The sequence below is a fragment of the Salinisphaera sp. T31B1 genome (assembly GCF_040361275.1).
Classification (GTDB): domain Bacteria; phylum Pseudomonadota; class Gammaproteobacteria; order Nevskiales; family Salinisphaeraceae; genus Salinisphaera.
On the sequence record NZ_APNH01000002.1, the window covers coordinates 660523 to 682086 of the forward strand.

Here is a 21564-nt window from a genome sequence, read left to right on the forward strand (position 1 = left end):
CGGACAGATCTTCTTTCTACCAGAGCGTAGCGCTGGCCGATGCATCGCGGATCGATTCGAACGCCATCCAGGCGCCTTTGGCCAGCAGCACGCACGACAGGATCAGCAGCATGATCTCGATCATCCGGCGATAGGTCGTCTCGGAGAGCACGCCGGCAATCCAGCGTCCGACCCCGGTGCCCAGAATGCCCGTGGCCGCGAGCGTCAGCGTGAGGTGCCAGCTCAGGTTGTCCAGCTTGCCGAGATGCCAGTAGGCGGGCAGCTTGGCCAGGTTGCCGATGGCAAAAGCAATGGCGATGGTGCCGGCGAATTCGAGCTTGGGCAGCCGCTGCGGCAGAAGATAAGCCTGTACAGGCGGACCACCCGAGTGGGTGATGAAACTGGTTATACCGGTGATCGTGCCCCAGAACACGCCGGGCCCGGCCCGGGCCGGCACCGCCTCGACCGTGCCGGGACCGAGCCAAGTGCGCATGCAGTACCACAGGCCGATCAGGCCGGTGGCGATCAGCAGCAGACTCTCCGGCGTATAGGGCGTAACCACCGTTGCCACGGCGATGCCGACCAGCATCGCCGGCACGAGGATCTTCAGGTTCGACGCAGAGAAGTCGCGCCGGTAGAGCCATACTGCAACCCAGTCGGTGACGATATAGACCGGCAACAGCAGCGCGGCCGCCTGGATCGGATCCATGAAAAGCGCCAGCAGCGGCACCGCGATCGCCGCGGCCGAGGCCAGCCCGCCCTTCGACATGCCGACCACCAGCGCAGCAGCCAGTAGCATCGTCGTCTCTATCATCCGGCGGCCCGGGTCGGACGCCCGCCGCCTGGGACGAATAACCAGAGCCGGCTCAAAGCACAGGCCGCTCGGTATGCTCGAGGATCGCCGGAACGACGAGTTCCTCTTCGTCGGCCAGATGGCGCTCGAGCAGGCGCAGCAGGCGATCCGAGGCGTCGGCATAGGCATCGGCGGCGCGCTGCGCCATGTCCGCCCCGCGGTTGAGCTCGACGACCAGCGCACGCGCCCGATCCACTGTCATGACGACCGACGCATGAATGATCTCGTGATCGTTTTCCAGCAGATCGAAGCCTCGAATCATGCGTGTATCCAGCTGCCGGAACCGTGGGAAGTAGTGCTTGTCCTCGATTCGGTGGTGACCTTCCAGATGCGCCAGATAATCGTTCAGACGCGGGCCGAATTGCCGTGTGAACCCGGCAGTATCCAACCCGCCTTCGCGAAAGTCCGTGGTCAATTTGGCCAGGGCTCGCCCCTGGGCCCGCAGTCCGGCGTGGATATCGAGCCAGAACGCAGCGAGTTCGCCGAAGTCGCGGTGGGATCGCCAGCTCGAGGGCGGGTGGGTTGCACGCAAGAACGCCACTGTGGATGGCAGGCCCTGCCGGTCCGGCAGACGCAGCCCGGGCGGGATATCCGCCGCGGTCATGCGCCGATCCCCTTGGGTTGGGCAAGCACCGGCGCGTCGCCCGGATTGCACAGCACGCCCACGTTCAAAACGGCGGCCGGCGTCGTTCGCGCTGGCAGCGCCCGGCCTCCACCCACCAGCCGAGATCCTCGGCAAACCGGGCAAAGGAGCGCTCGAGCGCTTGTCCGGCCTCGCCGACAGGCCGGCCGTCGGCATCCAGCGTCTGGCCAATGGCTCCGACGCTGACCGTGCTCGACACCACCACCATGCCCATCTCGGACAACGTGCCATGCCAGGCCAGGCTCGCTCTTGCGCCGGCCAGACGCCCGGCCGAGTAGCTGATGATGCCGGCCGGGCGCCAGAACCATTCTTCCAGGAAATGATCGGCCAGGTTCTTGAGCCCTGGTTGCATGCCCCAGTTGTATTCTCCCGCGACGAACACAAACCCGTCGGCAGAGCGAATCTTCGCGGCGAGCTGTTCCATGGCGACCGGGGCCTGCCCGTTCTCATATTCCTTGTACATCCGATCGAGCATGGGCAGATCGACCTCGCGAGCATCGATCAGTTCGGCGTCGAACCCGACCGAAGACAGACACGCCACGGCATAGTCAGCCAGGCGGATACCGGCCCGGTCGTGCCGGTAGGAACCGTAGAACACCAGGATACGATCAGCCATGTATCACTCCGACGGCCTTCGATACGGCCTTGTAGCCAACTTGCCAGAGCGCTGTTTGTCGCACAGTTTTCGCTCGACGTCGACGCGGCCGAGACCCATCCGCGAATCCCACGGACTCGATACGAGCGCAGCGGCCGCGCGTCTGCCCAGCCTGTATGATCGAGGCGCGCGCAGGCGTCGGCCGCGGCGCCGCCATCCGTCCATCACAGGAGCCTGCATGATCATCCGATCCCGAGCGACCACTGCCGGTCGCCGGCCCGTGTTTCGAACGATGCTCGGCGCCCTTTGCCTGGTCGCCGCGATACCGGGCCATGCGCAGGCGCCGCTCGGCCCGGAAGATACCAATAGCGACGGCCAGATCAGCCGCGCGGAGGCCCGTAGCGCGCAGGCGCGCAACTTCGAGCGAATGGACAACGACGGTGATGGCCGGATCGACTTTGCGACCTTTGCCGATCGCGCGCCCGGCGTGCCGCATGCGGACGCCGACAGCAACCAAACCCAGCTCGAGGCGATGCTTCGCCCCTGGTTCGAGGATATGGACGCGGACGATGACGGCCAGCTGTCGGCGAGCGAATATCGTGACGCGGCCGATCCGCTGTTCGACGCGCTCGATACGAACGGGGACGGCCAGGTCACGCGCGACGAAATGCGCGCAGCGATGCCGCGTCCGCCTAAGCCGGAGTGATCACGACCGGCCGGCGCGGCGTCGCCATTCGGCCGTCTCATGTGCGCGCTCAGCGGAAAAGAAAGGCCGCCATGAAGCGTCGTTCGCTGCGATCCGGCTCACCCAGCCAGGTCACCGTCGATTCGGCAGGCCCGAGGCCCTTGTCGCCGCGGTTGACGGTGAACGCGCCCACGGCCTTGGTCTGACCGGGCCGCATCAGCGTCACGATCGTCTGGGCGTCGCACGCATGCGGCTTGCACGACGACAGCACCAGATAGTCGCTGCCGTCCAGGGTGATATCGCCCACGGGCACTTCGGTGCCGCCGGCGGCGATCCACGGATGGTCAGAGACGATCGGCTCAATGAGCGTCTTGTACTGATCGGCGAGTGCCGGACGGTCGGCCAGAAGCGCGCTCGGGTAGACGGTATCGTCGGCCACCGCCGTGCCCACACCCTGGGCCAGCACACCGAAAAGCAGACAGGAAAAAAGCAGTACACGCATGAACGATCCAGCGGTTGGTGAGCCGGCAGATCCGGCGAACGAGACACGATCGGCTGCAAGACGTTAACGCCGGCCATCTCTGCAGGCAAACCGGCCGCGCGGCGATCGGGTTCGGGCCGGTGCGCAGGCCGGCATACGCCGTCGGGCCAACTCCGAGCCCGCGCCAAGCATGGCGATACAGCCGTACGACGCGCCGGCCGATACCCTGCCCGGCTATGCGCGCTGCATGCTTCTCGACGGGCTAACGCGCGCCAGGGCCCTGCATTCCCGCATCGTCTTTATCCGAGCATGCACGGCCCAGGTGCTCGGGATGGCGTGTACAACGGCCCGGCGACGGGTTTGTCGTATGTCCAGCCACAGGGCTTCACGACGGGGCGCAAACTCAAGCGAGGCGCTGGCCACCGACTGGATCGAACTCGACCCCCGTCGGCAGCCGAGCGTCTGCCAACCCACCCGTACGTGGACCGTCCGAACGGCGCGAAATCCTTTCCCATCCACCCTAGGCTTCGACCATTTTCTAGAACGACTCCGACAGCGTTCACACGCGCCCGTATTCGGGCTGGCGGTGCGCCGCCACGTTACGTGTTCGCCTAGCACCCCGATATATAGCGGCTCAATCAATAGGCCGATGTGGGAATCGCGATCTGCATGCTCGACGTTCAGCGACGCGACAGGTCGCGCGATATAATCAGGGTCCGGTGTATTTACCATCAAGAGAACATCATGCGTGATCCGATTCGTGTTGCCGTGTTTGCCGCCGTGCTGGTCGGATGTGCCGCACTCCAGGGTTGTATTGCAGCTGCTGCCGGCGCCGGCGCGGCCGGCGGCTATGAGGCCCAGCGGCGCGGTTATGAGGTGCAGTCGCCGGTCAAGAAAGACGCTGCGGGTGGTTACAAGGGCCAGTCGCCGGTCATTTACGATGAGAGTAAGGACGAGAGCCGCCACGAAACGCTGCGCGACGACGAAAACGATAACGACATGTAGTACCGCCCCGCTCGTGGGATTGCAGCCGGTCGGCCGCACGGCCGATCGGCGGTGTACATGCGATCATGTCGCATGAACGCATTTTCCAGCTTCGCGCTGTCTGCCCCGCTCCTCGATGCGCTTGCTGCGCGCGGCTACCAGACACCCACTCCTATCCAGGCCGCGGCATTGCCGTGCGTACTTGCGCGCCGGGACGTGATCGCACAAGCCGCTACCGGCAGCGGAAAGACGGTCGTGTTCGGGCTGGGTGTATTGCAGTCACTTGCGCCGGAACGGACCGGGCTGCAGGCACTCATCGTCTGTCCGACACGAGAACTGGCCGATCAGGTGGCCGGCGCTGTCCGCCAGCTGGCGATGCATCTGTCGAACGTCAAGGTGCTGACTCTGTGCGGCGGCACGCCCATTCGCCATCAGCGCAGCTCGCTCGAGCACCCACCGCATATCGTGGTGGCAACGCCCGGCCGGCTCCTGGCTCATCTTCGCAATGGCCATCTGGCAGTCGATACCCTGCGCACCCTCGTGCTCGACGAGGCCGATCGCATGCTGGAGATGGGTTTTGACAAGGATATCGACGCGATCGTTGCGTATCTGCCGACGCAGCGACAGACATTGATGTTCTCGGCCACCTGGCCAGAGCCGATTCGTCGGGCCTCGGCACGCCTTCAGCACGACCCTGTCGATGCAATCGCCGATGCTCCCACCGACCGACCCGACATCCGCGAACAGCGCTGCGACGTCGGGGCGCACGACAAGCTCACCGCGCTGGTCGGACTGCTTGGCGCGGCCCGCGACGACGGGCGCGCACTGGTGTTCTGCAACACCCGCGCGGCCACCGATCGCGTGACCGCCGACCTGTCCCGTCGCGGTTTTTCTGCGCTGGCATTGCATGGCGACCGCGACCAGCGTGAGCGCGACGAGGTTCTGATCCGCTTCGGCCATGGCAGCTGTCGCGTGCTGGTCGCGACCGATGTCGCGGCCCGGGGCCTGGACATCACCGACCTGCCTTTGGTGATCAGCTTCGACGTGGCCCGCGACGCCGAGACGCATACGCATCGTATCGGTCGTACCGGACGGGCCGGTTCCTCGGGCCGGGCGATCATTCTGTGCGGCACGGACGAGCGCGAGCGCGCCGATCGCATCGCCCAATCACTCAATCGTCAGCCCGAGCGCATCGGCGTCGAGCGGATGCCATCGACTCGACCCGCGCCGGCGCCCTGGGTGACACTTCGAATCGAAGGTGGGCGCCGTGACAAGCTGCGGCCCGGCGATCTGCTCGGCGCGCTGACCGGTGACGCCGGCCTGCCCGGCTCGGCCGTTGGCCGAATCGATATTCAGGCCAACCGCAGCTACGTGGCGATCGATCAAGAGCACGCACGCACGGCCCTGGCCCGCCTGCACAAGCACGGTATCAAACGTCGCCGACTGCGGATCAGTATCGTAGGCGAGCGCTGAGGCCGGCCGCCACGCTGTCGCGAACGCATCGGGGCCGCGGCGAGTGCGGCGCTCTCGCGGCAACGGTTTTGCCCGGTTCACCGGATCAAGGAATGCATCCGGCGCTAGCCGGCGGAAACAGGCCTCGCCGCACGGCGGGCCGGCATGGGCTCGGCGAGCGCGCCCCCACCCATACCGGTCTCCAGTACGGCACCGACATCCACTCGTCGGACGATGGCCAGTTTGTCCAGTACGTGCTCGGTATGGTGACGGGCGGTATGAACGCTGATACCCAACAGTGCAGCGATCTCCCGATTGCTGCGCCGGCGGATGAGTAGGCGGGCCACTTCGGCTTCGCGCCCTGTCAGGCCGAAGCGCTCGCGCCACCAGATATCATCGGGCAAGGGTCCGCGCCGACGGTCGACGCACACGAGCACGGCAGATCGGTCCTGCTGTGTTGGGCGCGTTCTCGAGCGACCGATTGACGCCACGCGGATCCGGTAGAGGGCGACGCCGCGGCGCCTGTCTCCAGCGCCAGCGTCGATCGAACCGGTCAGACATTGTTCGGCTTGCCTAGCCGGGAACCCTTCGGTCAGAGCGCGGGCAGCCGCACTACACACGGCTTGCAGTACCCTCTGCGGCGACGGCTCGTCGGCGAGCAGCCGGTCCATCCCCGCACTGCGGTAGCGCTCGCGCGCTTGGCTGTCGTAGAGCAGCAGCGGCACGCCGAGCCGATCGAGTGCGGCCAGCCAGCTGCTGGCCGATCGCGGGTGGGCCACCTTGTCCTGGACGATCGGCCTGTTCATCGCGTGCCTCCGCGGCCCGGATCAGGCCGCGTCGCTCCGATTACGCCACCAGACCCGATATTAGGCTGATACAGCCCGTTCCACAACGTGCGTCGTTCGCGGCCATGGGCCGTGTCTGCCCATGCGTCATGCTCTCGGGCGTCCTAGTCTTGGCACATGAGTTTCCACCGGGGGCCGCCCGTATGGATCACCGTTCGAACCTCGGTAACCAGCTGCCGCGTGGCGCCAAGCGGCTGGCTACCAGAGCTGGCGTCGTCGCCGGTCGCCGGCCTCGGTTTCGAGGCGATCGATCGGTGCGACCGTGCACAGCCAGCCCCGGCTCGTTCATCGGCTGAACTGCACCCGAGGTTGAATCCATGGTCACGCTGCCCAAGCGCCTGTTCGCGGAATTCTTCGGCACGTTCTGGCTGGTGTTCGGTGGCTGCGGCAGCGCCGTCATCGCCGCGGCGTTTCCCGGGGTCGGCATCGGGCTGCTGGGCGTCAGCCTGGCCTTTGGTCTGACCGTATTGACCATGGCCTATTCGATCGGCCATATCTCGGGCTGCCATCTGAACCCGGCGGTGACGATCGGGTTGTGGTCGGGCGGGCGCTTTCCGATCCATGATATCGGGCTGTATGCCCTGGCCCAGGTGCTCGGCGCACTGTTCGCCAGCCTGCTGCTGCTCAAGATCGCCGGCGGTCGACCGGATTTCCTGCTGGCCAACGACGGGCTGGCCGCCAATGGCTATGGGCCCGGTTCGCCCGGCGGCTACGATATGCTCTCCGGACTGATCACGGAGGTGGTTCTGACGTTCGGCTTCGTGATGGTCATCCTGGGCGCGACCGATACCCGCTCGCCGTCGGGATTCGCACCGCTGGCCATCGGCCTGGCTCTGACCCTGATTCATCTGATCAGCATTCCGATCACCAATACCTCGGTCAATCCGGCGCGTAGTACCGGCCCGGCCCTGCTGATGGGCGGACTGGCCTTGCAACAACTGTGGCTGTTCTGGATCGCGCCGATTGTCGGCGCGCTGCTGGCGGGCGTGGCGTACCGCGCCGTGGCCGGCGATCCACCGGCGCCACCGGTCACCGGCCTGCCAATCTGAGCGTTACGGGGCGAACGGGTACTGGACGCCGGTCGCCGCACGGCGGATAGTCGGGGGGCGCACCTGCCCGATTTGCCGGCGGGTCTGTGGCCGCTTGTTGGCGTTGTTCATCCCGGCGAAGGAAGTTGTCCATGTGGCTGCGCACCCGCTGCGAGCTGACCTTCGATTTTGCCGTCGCCACGCCGCTGATTCTCATGCTGCGTCCGCATGGCGGCGCCGAGCAATGGGTCGGCCGTGAGGAATACCGGCTCGAGCCGTATGTGCACGCCTGCGAGTTCACCGACAGCTATGGCAACCTCTGTCAGCGGCTGACCGCACCGGCGGACGATTTCACGATCGTCACCAGTGCCGATGTCCAGGTCGTCGAGCGCGTCGATACGGCGCCCGGCGCGCCCTTCGTGGACATCGAGTCGTTGCCCGACGACGTACTCATCTATCTGTTGCCCAGCCGCTACTGCGAGTCCGACCGGTTCGGGCAGATGGCAGCCGAAATCGCCGCGGGACATACACTCGGCTACGACCAGGTGGCTGCAATCGCTGCCTGGCTGCGCCATCGTATCCGCTACGTGCCGGGTAGCAGCGATGTGCCGATCTCGGCCGTGGACGTCAATCTCCGCCAGGCCGGTGTCTGTCGCGACCTATCGCACCTGGGCATTGCGCTATGCCGCGGGCTGAGTATTCCGGCGCGGCTGGTGGTCGGCTATCTGCACGCGCTGGCGCCCATGGATATGCATGCCTGGTTCGAGGCTTATGTCGGCGGGCGCTGGTACACCTTCGATGCGACCCAGCCCGGATCCGCGGGGGGGTATGTTGCAATCGGATACGGGCGGGATGCCGCGGATGTGGCGATCTTCAACCAGTTCGGCCCGCCCGCCAACCGGACGTCACAGCAGGTCACGGTCGAACGACTCGACTAGCGAACGGCGCGCGCAGCCGACGCCCGGTCCCGTTCAGAGCGGCGTCGGGCCGCTGGGCAGGGTCGCGGTCTCGACATGGGCGGCGAAGAAATCGATGAACGCGCGTACCTTGGGCGGTACGAAATGCTGGTAGTGATAGACCGCGCTGATATCGGCCTGGGGCAGCGCGAACCGCGACAGAATTTCCACGAGTTCGCCGCTGCGCAGATAAGGCTCGACCTCCCAGGCGGCCCGCTGCACGATCCCGTGCCCGTCCAGGGCCCAGGCCACGACGCTTTCGCCGTCGTTGGCACTGAGGTTGCCGGCAACCTTGACCGCCAGCCGCTCGTCGTCGCGCTGGAATGTCCATATGCCGTGCGCCTCTTCGTTCTGGCGCAAGATCAGACAATTGTGACGGGTCAGATCCTCCGGGCGCCGCGGCGTACCGGCGTGCTCGATATAGGCCGGGGCGGCACACAACAGACGCCGATGATTGGCGATCTTGCGGGCATGCAGCGTCGAATCGGGCAATTCGCCGAAGCGAATACCGATATCAAACGATAGCGCCACAAGATCGACCGGGTGATCCGACAGATGCATCTCGACGGTGATCGCCGGGTAGCGCCGTACGAACGCCGAGACCACGGCCGCAAGATATTTGCGCCCGAAACCCAGCGACGCGTTGATGCGCAGCGCACCGCGGATTTCGCCGCGATGCGGGTCGAGCCGTTCGGCCAGATGCTCCAGGCGAGCGGCGATCAACTGGGCCTCCTGGAGATAGAGTTCGCCTTCCGCGGTCAGGCTCATTGCGCGGGTATGCCGGTTGAGCAACTGCACACCGAGACGTTTCTCCATCGCTGCCAGCCGCTTGCTGGTCGCTGCCGGGCTGACGTCGAGCTTGCGCGCCGCAGCCGACAGGCTGCCTTCACGACAAAGAAGAATGTAGAACTTCAGATCCTTGAGCGTATCCATTTTCAACCTCCGAGTTGAAACTTAAATGAATCGCCGCTCGTTGTCGCCATGGGGCCGCGGGCCTAGCCTCGTCGGCCTGTTCCCTATCGGCAGCCAGCATGAGAACGCACAAGATCGCCGTGATGCCTGGAGACGGTATCGGCCTGGAGGTCATCGAGGCCGGCAAGACGGTCCTCGCCCGACTGGCCGACAGCTCCGGCGCGCTCCGTTTCGACTTCACGGATTTCGACTGGAGTTCGAAGCGCTATCTCGAACAGGGCCGCTATATTCCCGAGGGCGGCCTGGACGAACTCAGAACCTTCGATGCGATCTATTTCGGTGCCGTGGGCAGTCAGGACGTCCCGGATCATGTCTCGCTCTGGGATCTTCGCCTGGCGATCTGCCAGGGGTTCGATCAGTACGCCAACCTGCGCCCGGCGCGCGTGCTGCCCGGCGTATCCAGCCGTTTGTCCGGCGCCGAGAAGATCGACTGGGCCATCGTGCGCGAAAACAGTGAAGGCGAGTACTCCGGCAACGGTGGCCGGGTTCATCGTGGACTGCCCAACGAAATCGGCACCGAGGTCTCGGTATTTTCGCGCGAGGGTGTCGAACGGATCCATCGCTTTGCCTTTGAACTGGCCGCGTCCCGGCCACGCAAGAAGCTGCTGCTGGTGACCAAGTCGAACGCCCAGCGACACGGCATGGTTCTCTGGGACGAAGTCTTCTTCGAAGTCGCCACCGAGTTTCCGGACGTCCAGATCCAGCGCGAACTGGTGGATGCGGTCACCACACGCATGGTGCTCAAGCCCGAGACCATCGACACCGTGGTCGCGACCAACCTGCATGCCGACATCATCTCCGATCTGGCCGCCGCCCTGTCGGGCAGCCTCGGCATCGCACCCACCGCCAATCTGAATCCGTCCGGCGATTTCCCCTCGATGTTCGAGCCTATCCATGGCTCGGCGTTCGATATCGCCGGCCAGGGCATCGCCAACCCGGTCGGCGCCTTCTGGACCGCCGTGATGATGCTTGAGCATCTGGGAGAAACCACCGCCGCGCGCCGCTTGATGGATGCGATCGAGACGGTCACCGGCGCAGGGCTGCTGGCGCGCGATCTGGGCGGCGACGCGAGTACGGCCCAGATCACCGAAGCGGTCTGCGCCGAGATCGATAGAACGGCCGACGACTGAGCCTGAGGCAACCTGCGCGCGGCCGAACCCGCGCTACCACGCCTGAGCCGCCGCACGATCGGCCAGGCGGCGCGTGAGTACACCGATAAGCGCCGGAACACGGTGCGCGACCGGCGAATAAAGAGGAGATAGCCATGTCCGGCGCCCTGATTACGCTGGCGATCCTGTTGATCGCCGTGGTGCTGTTCGTCACCGAGCTGCTGCCGCTGGCAGTCACTGCGCTGGGCGTGCTCATCAGTCTGGTGGTGACCCGCATACTCACCCCGGAACAGGCGTTTCAGGGGTTCGTCAACCATAACGTCATCCTGTTCTGTGCGATGTTCGTGATCGGCGGCGCGCTGTTCGAAACGGGCATGGCCAATCGTATCGGTGGTCTGGTCACCCATTTCGCCAAGACCGAACGCCAACTGCTGGCCGGGGTGATGATCGTGGTCGCACTCATGTCGGGCTTTCTGTCCAACACCGGGACAGCGGCGGTCATGATCCCGGCCGTTCTGGGAATTGCCAGCCGTTCCGGGATGCGGCGTTCGCGCCTGCTCATGCCGCTGGCCTTCGCCTCGGCCATGGGCGGCAACCTGTCGTTGATCGGCGCTCCGGGCAATCTCATCGTCGACAGCACACTCACGAAGATGACCGATGGCGCCGCCCATTTCGGCTTTTTCTCCTATGCGCTGATCGGCCTGCCCATGATGGTGGTCGCGCTGGCATATTTCCTGTCCTTCGGCTACAAGCTGCTGCCGGACCATGAAGTCGCCGACGACGGCGCGTTTTCCGACGATATTCAGCCGGCCGCACCCTGGAAACAGTATCTGGCGCTGGGCGTACTGGCCGCCACGGTGCTGGCGATGGTGTTCAAGTCCTATGTGGGCCTGGGCATGCACGTCATCGGCGTGGTCGGCGCGCTGCTGCTGATCGTGGTCGGCGTGATGTCCGAATCCAAGGCGCTGCGTGCGATCGATGCTCGGGTGATCTTTCTGTTCGCCGGCATGCTGCCCATGGCCACCGCCATGCAGCAGACCGGGCTCGGGCGTCTGCTGGCCGAAAGCGTGGTCGACTGGCTCGGCGAAGCGCCGTCTCCCCGTGTGCTGCTGAGCGTACTGTTCGTGATCTCGGCGGGCTTGTCGCAGTTCATGTCCAACACGGCTACCACCGCCCTGCTCGCGCCAATCGGCGGCGCGATCGCGGTCGGCCTGGGCGCGGACCCGAGCGCCGTGCTCATGGCCGTATGTATCGGCGGTTCGTGCGCGTTCGCTACACCCCTGGGCATGCCGGCGAACACCATGGTGCTCGGCCTGGGCGGCTATCGTTTCAACGACTATGTCAAAGCCGGCTGGCCGTTGATCCTCATGGGTTATCTGGTATGCGTGATCCTGCTGCCAATGATCTGGCCGTTCTTCCCGGCGGCCCCCTGATCCGCCGATACGCGGGCCGGGCCTGCATGACGACAGCGGCGCCGAGCGGCGAATTACGGAATCGGCAATACGCCGGTGGTGGCTGGCGGGTTATCGATGGACGGTGCCGAGTGGCTCGAACCTCGTCGAGAATCAGCGCGAGACCGCCTTTGCGTGATGCAAGCGCCCCGGCCGGCTCTCTTCTGAATCGGCTGGCACGCAATCGGCCGACTCTCGCGAGGTGGGTCAGCGGCGGTATCCCGATGTAGGGCCGCCGCTACCGCGAGCCGCATCCTTCGGCCCATAAGCGGTCCCAGTGGGTCACGCGCGGACGGGCCTGCACGCCGGCCGGGCCGATCGTCGCGCTCCTCGGTGGCCAAAAAGATCGCGAAGACATTCGCGAGCAAGGCTGTCTGAGACATCGCTAGCGAATGGCGGGGTGACCGAGGAACCGGCGATCGCCTGCTGTCAGCTCGTCCATGTCGGTTCGCCTGAGTACGATCCCGGCACGCCCTCTTGTTCGAGGCCGGACCAAGTCGCTGAGCCTGTCCGGCGAGTTGCCTGTACCGCTTGACCGCGGTAGAACGGCTGAACTTGCCATTCGGGCTTTCCGGAGCGAACCATGAGCCGAGCGATCGATATCATCACGGATACGGGGCGTATCGATGCCCATATCTTCACACCCGCGGGCGGCGATACGCCGCGGCCGGCCGTCGTGCTGCTCACCGATATCGGCGGGCTGCGCCCTTGCTACCATGACAAGGCGCAGGCAGTGGCTGATGCCGGCTATGCGGTACTTATGCCCAACGTCTATCATCGCGATGTCACCGGCCCGGCGGTGCCCGACGGCCAGTCGTTCCGAGACGCCGACGTTCGTCCGAGGCTATTCGAATATGCCGGTCGTCTGACGCCCCAAGCCCAGGCCGAGGATTTCGAGGCACTGCTGGCGTGTATCGACGCCGAAACTGAATTCGCCGACGGCGGCGTCGGCGTGGTGGGCTACTGTATGACCGGTGCCTTCGCGCTGCGTATGGCCGCCTGGCATCCGGAACGCGTCGTTGCCGCGGCCGGATTTCATTCGGCGCGGCTGGCCGAACAGGACGCCGCCGACAGCCCGGTCCATATCGTCGACCGGATTCGCGGGCGCGTGTATTTCGGCCATGCAGACGGCGACGCACTGTTGCCACCAGACCAGATCGCGCGTATGGATGCGGCGCTCGCGGCCGCCGGCGTCCACTTCACGACCGAGTTGTACAAAGGCGCCGCCCACGGCTATACCGCCTCCGACGCGCCGGTCTACAACGCCGAGGCCGACACGCTTCACTACAAGCGGCTGTTCACCCTGTTTGAAGAAACGCTCGGCTGAGCGGTGCGAACGGCAGCCGTACCCGCACGCAGACATTCATCAATCGGCCTCGGGCCCACGCGTCGGCTCGCCATAGGTCTTGAACTTGTCCACCACGCGCGCGACCTCGGCTTCGTCCAGAAGCACCGGGCCGCCTGTCTGCAGCGTCAGCACGTACAGGCGCGCCAGTTCCTCGACTTCGACAGCAAGCGCAAACGCGGCCTCCAGGGTAACGCCGCAAGCGATCATGCCGTGATTGGCCAGCAGACAGGCATGGCGTTGTCTCAAGGCGTCCAGCACGGCTGACGAGAGCTCGCGCGTACCGAAGGTGGCATAGGCCGCACAGCGGATGGTCGGCCCACCGGCCTTGGCGATCATGTAGTGAAGTGGCGGGATCTCGACACGCCGGATCGCCAACGCCGTGGCATAGGGCGAATGCGTATGCACAACCGCGTTCACGTCGTCGCGGGCAGCGAGTATGTCGCGGTGGAAACGCCATTCGCTGGTCGGCGCCCGTCGCCCTTCAAAGCGACCATTGGCCTGCAGAAATACAATATCGGCAGGCTCCAGGGCCTCGAACGCCATACCGGTCGGCGTGACGAGCAGCCCGTCACGGTGACGCACGCCGATATTGCCGGTGGTGCCGTGATTGAGTCCGCGCGCGGTCAGCGCCTGTCCGTAATCGATGATCGCGCTGCGTAGCGCCTGTTCCGACATGGTGGCTCTCTTTCGGATCGCTCGCGCCAAGTCTGGGCCGGACTGCCGACATTGGCCAGCATGATCGGCTGCGGGCAGCCCAACCGCTCGCCGGCGGACGAGCCCGCGTTCGGTCGCGCCGGCCTCAGGCGGCCGAACGCGTATCGACCGACGATGGATCGCCGGCGGCCGGCGGATGCTGCTCGGTCGGACGGTCCGTGCCGGTGGGCTCGAGTATCGGTTTGAATCGCCGCAGACGCAGCGAGTGAATCAGCACGAAGAGACTCGACACGCTCATCGCGCCTGCAGCGAAGGCCGGGTTGAGCAACCAACCGGTCCAGGGATAGAACACGCCCGCGGCCAGCGGAATGAGCAGAATGTTGTAGCCGTATGCCCAGAGAAAATTCATGCGAATCGTGGCCATGGTCCGGCGCGACAACGCGATCGCGTTCACCACGCCTGCCAGATCGGCGCGCATGAGCACCACATCGCCCGATTCGATGGCGATATCCGTACCGCTGCCCACGGCGACACCGACATCGGCCTGGGCCAGCGCGGGGGCATCGTTGATGCCGTCGCCCACGAAGGCGACCTTCTGATCGTCGCGCTGGAGACGCTTGATCTCCTGCGATTTACCGTCGGGCAGGACCCCTGCGATCACATCGTCGATGCCCAATTCGTCGGCGATGGCGTGGGCCGTCGCCGCGTTGTCGCCAGTCAGCATGGTCACGTCCAGCCCGAGATCGTGTAGTACCGCGACGGTCCCGGCCGCCTCGGCCCGAGCGGGGTCGGCGACCGCGATCAGGGCAGCGAGTTCGCCGTCGACAGCGACATAAAGCGGCGTGCGGGCGGCCCGCGCCAGTGTGTCGGAACGCCTCTCGAGCGAATCGATCTCGATGCCGAGCCGGCGCATGTAACGGCCGGCACCTATCTGAACCCGATGGCCATCGACGCGGGCTTCCACGCCTTCGCCGGTATGGGCCGCGAATCCGTCAATGGCCGGCAGCTCCAGACCCTGTGCACGCGCTGCGTCGACGATGGCCTGTGCGACCGGGTGCTCGCTGGCATTTTCCACCGCGGCCATCAGCCGGAGTACCGTGGCGCGCTCGAATCCGCCGACCGGTTCGATATCGGTCAGCGCCGGTGCGCCGTCGGTGAGTGTGCCGGTCTTGTCGAACACGACCGTATCCACGCCAGCGAGCTGCTCGATAGCGCTGCCGCGGCGGAACAATACCCCCATGGCAGCGCCGCGACCGGTGCCGACCATGATCGCCGTCGGCGTCGCCAGGCCCATGGCACAGGGACAGGCGATCAGCAGCACGGATACCGCCGCCACGAAGGCCAGCGCCAGCGCCGGGCTCGGACCGAACGCCATCCAGCCGATAAAGGTCAGCACCGAGATCGTCATCACAATGGGCACGAAGACGCCCGCGATACGGTCGGCGATCGCCTGGATGGCGGGTTTTTCCGCCTGAGCCTCTTCGACCATACGGATGATCTGCGCCAGCACGGTGTCACCACCGACTCGCGTTGCCCTGATCTCGAGGTGGCCGTTGCCGTTGACCGTGGCACCCACCACATTATCGTCCTCGCACTTGGCCACCGGCGCCGGCTCGCCCGAGATCATCGACTCGTCGACATAGCTATCGCCCGCGACCACGACGCCGTCCACCGGCACACGTTCGCCCGGGCGTACCGATACGATATCGTCCGCGGCGACCTCGTCCACATCGATCTCGACCCAAGCGCCGTCACGCTTAACGCGGGCCTTCTTGGACTGCAGACGCATCAGACCCTTGACCGCCTGGGATGTACGTCCCTTGGCCAGCGACTCGAGATACCGGCCCAGCAGAATGAGGGTCACGATCATGCCGGCGGCATCGAAATAGGTATGCGCCGTATTGCCGGGAAAGACCTGCGGCACGGCCAGTGCAGCCAGCGAGTAGCAGAATGCAGCATTGGAACCGATCATCACCAGGCTGTTCATCGCGGGCGCGGCATGGCGCAGTTCGCCCCAGCCCAAGGTGTAGAAACGCCGGCCGGCCCAGAACTGGACGGGCAGCACGAGCAGCAGTTCGACGACTTTCCATCCTCGAGCGGGCATCAGCGCGTGCATCAGGCTCGCCACGCCGGGGATCATCGGGGCCATGGCGACAAGAAACAGTGGCACGGTGAATGCCGCGGCAAACATCAGCGCACGCCTGAGCCGGTCCGTCTCGCTTGGTCCGCGGGCGTCCTGCCCGGCACCGCCGGTCGCTTCGAGCGCGATCGGCGTATAACCGGCGGCCGCCACGCAATCGAACAGATCGGCCTGATCCAGCGCGCCCGGCAGATAATCGACCCGGGCCCGCTCGGTGGTCAGGTTGACGGTCGCGCGAATCACGCCCTCGAGCCGTGCCAGCTTCTTTTCGACGCGCGCCACGCAGGCGCCGCAGGTCATGCCGTCGACACGGAACTCGGCGATGTCGGCCTCCGGTTCGTAGCCTGCGCTTTCGACTGCGGCGAACAGCTCCGAGACACCGCCCCGGTCGGCCGCGAGCGACACCGTCGCGCGCTCGGTCGTCAGGTTGACCGACGCGTCCGTGACGCCGTCGACGCCGGCGAGTTTTTTCTCCACACGCGCCACACAGGCGCCGCAGGTCATGCCCGCGATCCGAAAGCGCACCACGCGTGGCTCGGCAGTATCGGTCTGTTGGGCCATTAAGGCCTCCCCGCCTTTCAGCGGTATTTGAGAACGTCCATGAGCTCGGCCACGATCGCGTCTTCGTCGCCGCGTTCGTGGGCCGTGGTCACATGGTGCTTGAGATGTCCGCGCAGTATCAGATCGCCCGTCTTGGCCAACGCGCCGTTGACCGCCTTGATCTGTTTGAGCGCGTCCACGCAGTACACATCGTCGCGATCGAGCATCCGCAGAATGCCGTCGACATGGCCGCGAATCGAGCGCAGTCGGGCGCGTGCGTCGTCACGGATCGCGCCGTCGATCGCCAGATGTTCGCAGGGCCGCGGTTCGTCTGCTGCCATTACGCGGCGCTCGCCTGATAACCCTCGTCTTCGACGGCGGCGATCAGCTCAGCGGTTTCGGCACTGCCTTCGACCTGGGCCAGCCCCGCATCGAGATCGACCCGTACGACCCGCTCTACGCCGGCCACACTGGCGAGCGCCTGGTCCACCGCTTTCACGCAATGCTGACAGCTCATGCCCTGAATATGGATCGTAGTCATCGTCGGCTCCCGGTTTGCACCACCCCCTGGGGGGTGGGGTAGGCTGTTTATACATCGTAGAACCGGCCTCCGGTCCGGTCAAACCGAGGGATCGACAAGAAGGCCTGGCGGTCGGGCTCTCGCGCATTTTTCCTTACGGAGTATCGATTATGTCTATCGCGCTCATCGCCTGGGTCTCGATCGGGCTCGGCGTGGCCACCGCAGCCGCGATCGCGCTCGACGTTCGTGCCCACCCGCAGCCCATGGGCATCATGAATATCACCTGGCCGATCACCGGCCTGTATTTTCCGGTCGTCGGCTGGTGGCTGTATGTCGCCATGGGACGCCCGGACGCCATGGCCAGCCACGGCAGTCACGATTCGGGCACGAACGAGGGCGGCGGCAACCATGGTCATCACCATGCATCGAAGCCCAAATGGCAGAGCGTGTTCGTCGGTGTGACCCACTGCGGTGGCGGCTGTACGCTCGGGGACTCCGTCGCGGCACCGATCGTAGCCGCCATCGGCTTGACGGTCTTCGGATCGGAGCTGATCGGACATTTCGTGGGCGCGTTCATCGGCGCCTATCTGTTCGGATTGCTGTTCCAGATCGTGCCGACGATGCAGATGGGCGAGTCCAGCCTGGGTCGGGCATTCGTCAACGCCGTCAAGGCCGATACGCTGTCCCTGATCGCTTTCGAGATCGGTATGTTCGGCTGGCTGGCCATCGCCTTCAAGCTGATTCTGCCGGAAATGCCCGCCGTCGCCACGCCGGTGTACTGGTTCATGATGCAGATCGCGATGATGATCGGATTCGCCACCGCTTACCCGGCCAACTGGTGGCTCATTGATCGCGGTATCAAGCACGGCATGTAGCCCGCCACCGACGCGGTTTACAGCGGCAGAGCCGTCTTGTACTTGACCTGTTTGAGCGCGAAACTCGACTGAATGTTGGCGATACCGGCCAGCTGTGAGAGCTCATCGACGATGAAGCGTTCCAGCGCGTCAACGTCCTCGACCACGACGCGCAGCAGATAGTCCGAGGCGCCGGTCATCAGATAGCACTCCATGACTTCCGGATAGGCATTCATGGCCGCTTCGAAACGCTGCAGCGAGGTTTCCACCTGCTTCTCCAGGCGAACCTGGATGAACACGCTCACGCCCAGCCCCACCCGACGCGGATCGACCAGCGCCACATACCGGCGGATATGGCCGCTGGCCTCGAGCGCGCGGACGCGGGTCAGACAAGGTGAAGGCGATAGATGCACGCGCGTGGCCAGCTCGACATTGGTGAGCTTGGCATCATCCTGCAACGCACGCAGGATCTTAAGATCAATGGAGTCAGGCGTTGGTTTCGGCATATCGTTCCGCATTTTTCGAACTACGCGGAATTATATGCCGCCCAGAACAATGTTATCGGCGTATATCGGCAGCCCATGCGGCACGCGCTCGGCTAGGATGAGCGGCAACCCCGATGGAGCTCACCATGGCCGACCGTTCGAACCCACAATCTTCCGCCGCCTCCGCCGACGAGGCGGCCGATATCGACGCGCTCGAGACGGATGAATGGCTGGACGCGCTGGCCGGCGTACTTGCCAACGACGGTCCCGAGCGCGTGCGTTTTCTGTTACGCCGGTTGACCGCGGCCGCCCGTGATGAAGGTATTTCTCCGGATGCCGCGCCCTATTCGGCCTATCGGAATACCATTGGCGTCGAGCGCCAGGGACATTATCCGGGCGATCTCGCGATAGAGATGCGTCTGACCGCCATCCAACGCTGGAACGCGTTGGCCATGGTGGTACGCGCGAACAAGGCGTTCGGCGAACTCGGCGGACATATCGCCAGCTATGCCGCGGCCGCCGAGCTGTTCGAGGTGGGCTTCAACCATTTCTTCAAAGGCGTGGATGCCCCGGGCGGCGGGGATCTGGTCTATTTCCAGCCGCACTCCGCGCCCGGCGTCTATGCCCGGGCCTATCTGGAGGGCCGACTGAGCGAGGACGAACTCGCCCATTTTCGTCAGGAGACCGGCGGGCACGGACTGAGTTCGTATCCGCACCCGTGGCTGATGCCTGAATTCTGGCAGTTCCCCACCGGCTCCATGGGCATCGGCCCGATCAATGCCGTCTACCAGGCGCGGTTCATGCGCTATCTCGCCGCGCGCGGGCTCGCCGAGCCAGGCGAGCGCCATGTATGGGGCATATTCGGCGATGGCGAAATGGACGAACCGGAGTCGATCGGTGGCCTGACGCTCGCTGCACGCGAAGGCCTCGACAACCTCACTTTCGTGGTCAACTGCAATCTACAACGCCTGGACGGGCCGGTACGCGGCAACGGTCAGATCATCCCTGAGCTCGAATCGCTGTTCCGTGGCGCAGGGTGGAACGTGATCAAGGTGCTATGGGGCTCGGACTGGGACGCGCTGTTCGCGCGCGATACCCACCACGCCCTGTTACGTGCGTTCGCGGCCACGGTCGACGGCAAGTACCAGACCCTCGGCGCGAACGACGGCTCGTACAATCTCGTCCATTTCTTCAACCAGGACCCTGAACTCGCTGCTCTGGTCGAACACATGACCGATGCCGAAATCGACGGCCTGACCCGCGGCGGCCATGATCTGCGCAAGCTCCATGCCGCATTCGCGACCGCGCGGACACACACCGGCGCGCCGACCGTGATTCTGGCCAAGACCAAGAAAGGCTTCGGCATGGGGGGCGCGGGCGAGTCGCGCATGACCGCCCATCAGACCAAGAAGCTGGACCTGGAAGCGCTACGGGCCTTTCGCGAACGTTTCGAACTGCCGCTGTCCGACGACGATCTTGCTGAGTTGCGATTCTACAAGCCGGCCGAGGACAGCGCCGAGATGCGCTACCTGCGCACGCGTCGCGACGCACTCGGCGGTGCGCTGCCGGCGCGCCGCACGCAAGCCGAGACCGTGCCCGTACCTGAGCTGGCCGACTATGCCGGGTTTGCACTGGAGGCCGACGGCAAGCCGATGTCGACCACGATGGCCCTGGTGCGCCTGATCCGCGGCCTGTTGCGTGATCGAACGCTGGGACCGCGGCTGGTGCCGATCGTCGCCGACGAAGCCCGCACCTTCGGCCTGGATAGCCTGTTCGGCCAGATCGGAATCTATTCGCCCGTCGGCCAGCGCTACGAACCCGAGGACGCCGGTTCGGTGCTTTACTATAACGAGTCGCAGGACGGCCAGATTCTCGAGGAAGGCATCACCGAGGCTGGCGCGCTGTCGTCGTGGATCGCCGCCGGCACGTCCTATTCGGTGCACGGTCTGGCGATGCTGCCGTTTTATATCTACTACTCGATGTTCGGTTTTCAGCGCGTGGGCGATCTGATCTGGGCCGCAGCCGATCAGCGCACGCGGGGTTTTCTGGTCGGTGGTACCGCCGGCCGTACGACCCTGTCCGGCGAGGGTCTGCAACATCAGGACGGTTTCAGCCACGTCGTGGCTGCCGGCGTGCCCAACTGCCGTGCCTACGACCCGGGCTTCGCCTACGAGCTGGCGGTGATCGTCGATCATGGCATGCAGCGGATGCTCGTCGATCAGGCCGACGAGTTCTATTACCTGACCGTGATGAACGCCAAGGACGAACAGCCGTCCATGCCGCCCGGCGTCGAGGATGACATCATTCGTGGGCTGTACCGTTTCGATACCGCGTTCGCCGAGAGCCCGCGTGCACGGGTGCGCCTGGTCGGCTCCGGTTCGATCCTGCATGAAGTGCGCGCCGCCGCCGCCCTGCTCGCCGCCGACTGGCAGATCACCACTGAAATCTGGAGCGCGACCAGTTTCGCCGAACTGGCTCGCCAGGCGCGCGAGATCGAGCGCTGGAACCGACATCACCCCGATCAGGCCCAACGGGTCAGCCATGTTGCCGGCTGTTTCGATGACGCGACGCCGGTGATTGCGGCGACCGACTATGTCCAGGCTTACCCGCAGCTGATTGCCGCCTATATCGGCTCGCCGTATAGCACACTCGGAACAGATGGCTTCGGCCGCAGCGACACACGTGCCGCTGTCCGGCGGTTCTTCGAAGTCGACCGGTATCAGATCGTTCTGTCGGCGCTGTCCGCGCTTGCACGCGAGGGCACGATCGACCCTGTCCTGCCCGGCCAGGCAATCGCCGGCTACCGGATCGATACCGATACACCCGCGCCCTGGATGAGCTGACCCGCCACGGCAACCTCGTCAGCAGATCCACACATGGACCACTAGGCAACATCCACGAAAAAAAGGCGCGGATCCCATGATCCGCACCTTTTAAATCGCGCTTGATAATCGGCCGCCGGTGCCCAGGCGCCGACGACCGCTGGGCCG

Annotated in this window: 21 protein-coding genes; 10 read left to right on the plus strand and 11 right to left on the minus strand. The window is 65.2% G+C overall.

The features are described from left to right. Nucleotides 1–16: 16 nt before the first annotated feature. From T31B1_RS09860 to T31B1_RS09870, 3 genes are all read right to left on the minus strand, one after another. On the minus strand, nt 17–778 hold the full coding sequence (locus T31B1_RS09860) for a sulfite exporter TauE/SafE family protein (protein ID WP_353249310.1): 762 nt from the start codon (nt 776–778) through the stop codon (nt 17–19). Between the two features lie 67 nt (nt 779–845). Then, complete coding sequence (locus T31B1_RS09865) at nt 846–1436, minus strand: hemerythrin domain-containing protein (protein WP_353249311.1); 591 nt, start codon at nt 1434–1436, stop codon at nt 846–848. A gap of 64 nt (nt 1437–1500) precedes the next feature. Next, the gene (locus tag T31B1_RS09870) at nt 1501–2091 is read right to left on the minus strand and encodes an NADPH-dependent FMN reductase (protein WP_353249312.1); all 591 of its coding nucleotides are present in this window, start codon (nt 2089–2091) and stop codon (nt 1501–1503) included. Nucleotides 2092–2308: 217 nt separating this feature from the next. Here T31B1_RS09870 and T31B1_RS09875 point away from each other — a divergent pair, with 217 nt between their 5' ends. Beyond that, complete coding sequence (locus T31B1_RS09875; protein WP_353249313.1) at nt 2309–2776, plus strand: EF-hand domain-containing protein; 468 nt, start codon at nt 2309–2311, stop codon at nt 2774–2776. 49 nt (nt 2777–2825) lie between these two features. On the opposite strand, the gene T31B1_RS09880 is transcribed toward T31B1_RS09875, so the two are convergent. Further along, nucleotides 2826–3257: an Ivy family c-type lysozyme inhibitor gene (locus T31B1_RS09880; protein ID WP_353249314.1), complete on the minus strand. Its 432-nt coding sequence runs from the start codon at nt 3255–3257 to the stop codon at nt 2826–2828. A gap of 648 nt (nt 3258–3905) precedes the next feature. Here T31B1_RS09880 and T31B1_RS09885 point away from each other — a divergent pair. Both T31B1_RS09885 and dbpA read left to right on the plus strand, forming a co-directional pair. Continuing rightward, nucleotides 3906–4241: a hypothetical protein gene (locus T31B1_RS09885; protein ID WP_353249315.1), complete on the plus strand. Its 336-nt coding sequence runs from the start codon at nt 3906–3908 to the stop codon at nt 4239–4241. Nucleotides 4242–4313: 72 nt separating this feature from the next. After that, the gene (gene dbpA, locus T31B1_RS09890) at nt 4314–5693 is read left to right on the plus strand and encodes an ATP-dependent RNA helicase DbpA (protein ID WP_353249316.1); all 1380 of its coding nucleotides are present in this window, start codon (nt 4314–4316) and stop codon (nt 5691–5693) included. A gap of 104 nt (nt 5694–5797) precedes the next feature. Here the strand turns inward: dbpA and T31B1_RS09895 are convergent, their stop codons facing one another. Then, a complete protein-coding gene (locus tag T31B1_RS09895; protein ID WP_353249317.1) occupies nt 5798–6478 on the minus strand; it encodes a helix-turn-helix transcriptional regulator in 681 nt (226 codons plus the stop codon). 356 nt (nt 6479–6834) lie between these two features. Between T31B1_RS09895 and aqpZ the strand changes: the two genes are divergently transcribed. Next, complete coding sequence (gene aqpZ, locus T31B1_RS09900; RefSeq protein WP_353249318.1) at nt 6835–7566, plus strand: aquaporin Z; 732 nt, start codon at nt 6835–6837, stop codon at nt 7564–7566. Between the two features lie 131 nt (nt 7567–7697). Continuing rightward, nucleotides 7698–8483 (plus strand): transglutaminase-like domain-containing protein, encoded by a 786-nt coding sequence (locus T31B1_RS09905; RefSeq protein WP_353249319.1) that lies wholly within the window; start codon nt 7698–7700, stop codon nt 8481–8483. A gap of 33 nt (nt 8484–8516) precedes the next feature. On the opposite strand, the gene T31B1_RS09910 is transcribed toward T31B1_RS09905, so the two are convergent. Then, on the minus strand, nt 8517–9434 hold the full coding sequence (locus tag T31B1_RS09910; RefSeq protein WP_353249320.1) for a LysR family transcriptional regulator: 918 nt from the start codon (nt 9432–9434) through the stop codon (nt 8517–8519). Nucleotides 9435–9532: 98 nt separating this feature from the next. Between T31B1_RS09910 and T31B1_RS09915 the strand changes: the two genes are divergently transcribed. The 3 genes from T31B1_RS09915 (at nt 9533) to T31B1_RS09925 (ending at nt 13360) form a co-directional block, all read left to right on the plus strand. Beyond that, nucleotides 9533–10603, plus strand: coding sequence for a tartrate dehydrogenase (locus tag T31B1_RS09915; protein ID WP_353249321.1), 1071 nt, complete (start codon nt 9533–9535; stop codon nt 10601–10603). A 134-nt stretch (nt 10604–10737) separates the two neighbouring features. Beyond that, a complete protein-coding gene (locus T31B1_RS09920) occupies nt 10738–12015 on the plus strand; it encodes an SLC13 family permease (RefSeq protein WP_353249322.1) in 1278 nt (425 codons plus the stop codon). Nucleotides 12016–12616: 601 nt separating this feature from the next. Next, a complete protein-coding gene (locus T31B1_RS09925) occupies nt 12617–13360 on the plus strand; it encodes a dienelactone hydrolase family protein (RefSeq protein ID WP_353249323.1) in 744 nt (247 codons plus the stop codon). A gap of 39 nt (nt 13361–13399) precedes the next feature. Here the strand turns inward: T31B1_RS09925 and T31B1_RS09930 are convergent, their stop codons facing one another. The 4 genes from T31B1_RS09930 to T31B1_RS09945 form a co-directional block, all read right to left on the minus strand. Continuing rightward, nucleotides 13400–14056, minus strand: a complete 657-nt coding sequence (locus T31B1_RS09930; protein WP_353249324.1) for a class II aldolase/adducin family protein — start codon at nt 14054–14056, stop codon at nt 13400–13402. A 124-nt stretch (nt 14057–14180) separates the two neighbouring features. Further along, nucleotides 14181–16736, minus strand: a complete 2556-nt coding sequence (locus T31B1_RS09935; protein WP_353249325.1) for a heavy metal translocating P-type ATPase — start codon at nt 16734–16736, stop codon at nt 14181–14183. A 17-nt stretch (nt 16737–16753) separates the two neighbouring features. Continuing rightward, a complete protein-coding gene (locus T31B1_RS09940; protein WP_353249326.1) occupies nt 16754–17056 on the minus strand; it encodes a metal-sensitive transcriptional regulator in 303 nt (100 codons plus the stop codon). Further along, nucleotides 17056–17256, minus strand: coding sequence for a CopZ family metallochaperone (locus tag T31B1_RS09945; protein ID WP_353249327.1), 201 nt, complete (start codon nt 17254–17256; stop codon nt 17056–17058). Before T31B1_RS09945 ends, T31B1_RS09940 begins: the two co-directional genes overlap by 1 nt. 149 nt (nt 17257–17405) lie before the next feature. Here T31B1_RS09945 and T31B1_RS09950 point away from each other — a divergent pair, with 149 nt between their 5' ends. Next, nucleotides 17406–18110, plus strand: a complete 705-nt coding sequence (locus T31B1_RS09950) for a DUF4396 domain-containing protein (protein ID WP_353249328.1) — start codon at nt 17406–17408, stop codon at nt 18108–18110. Between the two features lie 17 nt (nt 18111–18127). Here T31B1_RS09950 and T31B1_RS09955 read toward each other — a convergent pair whose 3' ends face one another. Continuing rightward, nucleotides 18128–18595, minus strand: coding sequence for an Lrp/AsnC family transcriptional regulator (locus T31B1_RS09955; protein WP_353249329.1), 468 nt, complete (start codon nt 18593–18595; stop codon nt 18128–18130). A gap of 125 nt (nt 18596–18720) precedes the next feature. Between T31B1_RS09955 and mdeB the strand changes: the two genes are divergently transcribed. Continuing rightward, nucleotides 18721–21417 carry an alpha-ketoglutarate dehydrogenase gene (gene mdeB / locus T31B1_RS09960; protein ID WP_353249330.1) on the plus strand — a complete coding sequence of 899 codons (2697 nt, stop codon included), beginning with the start codon at nt 18721–18723 and terminating at the stop codon, nt 21415–21417. Nucleotides 21418–21564: the final 147 nt, after the last annotated feature.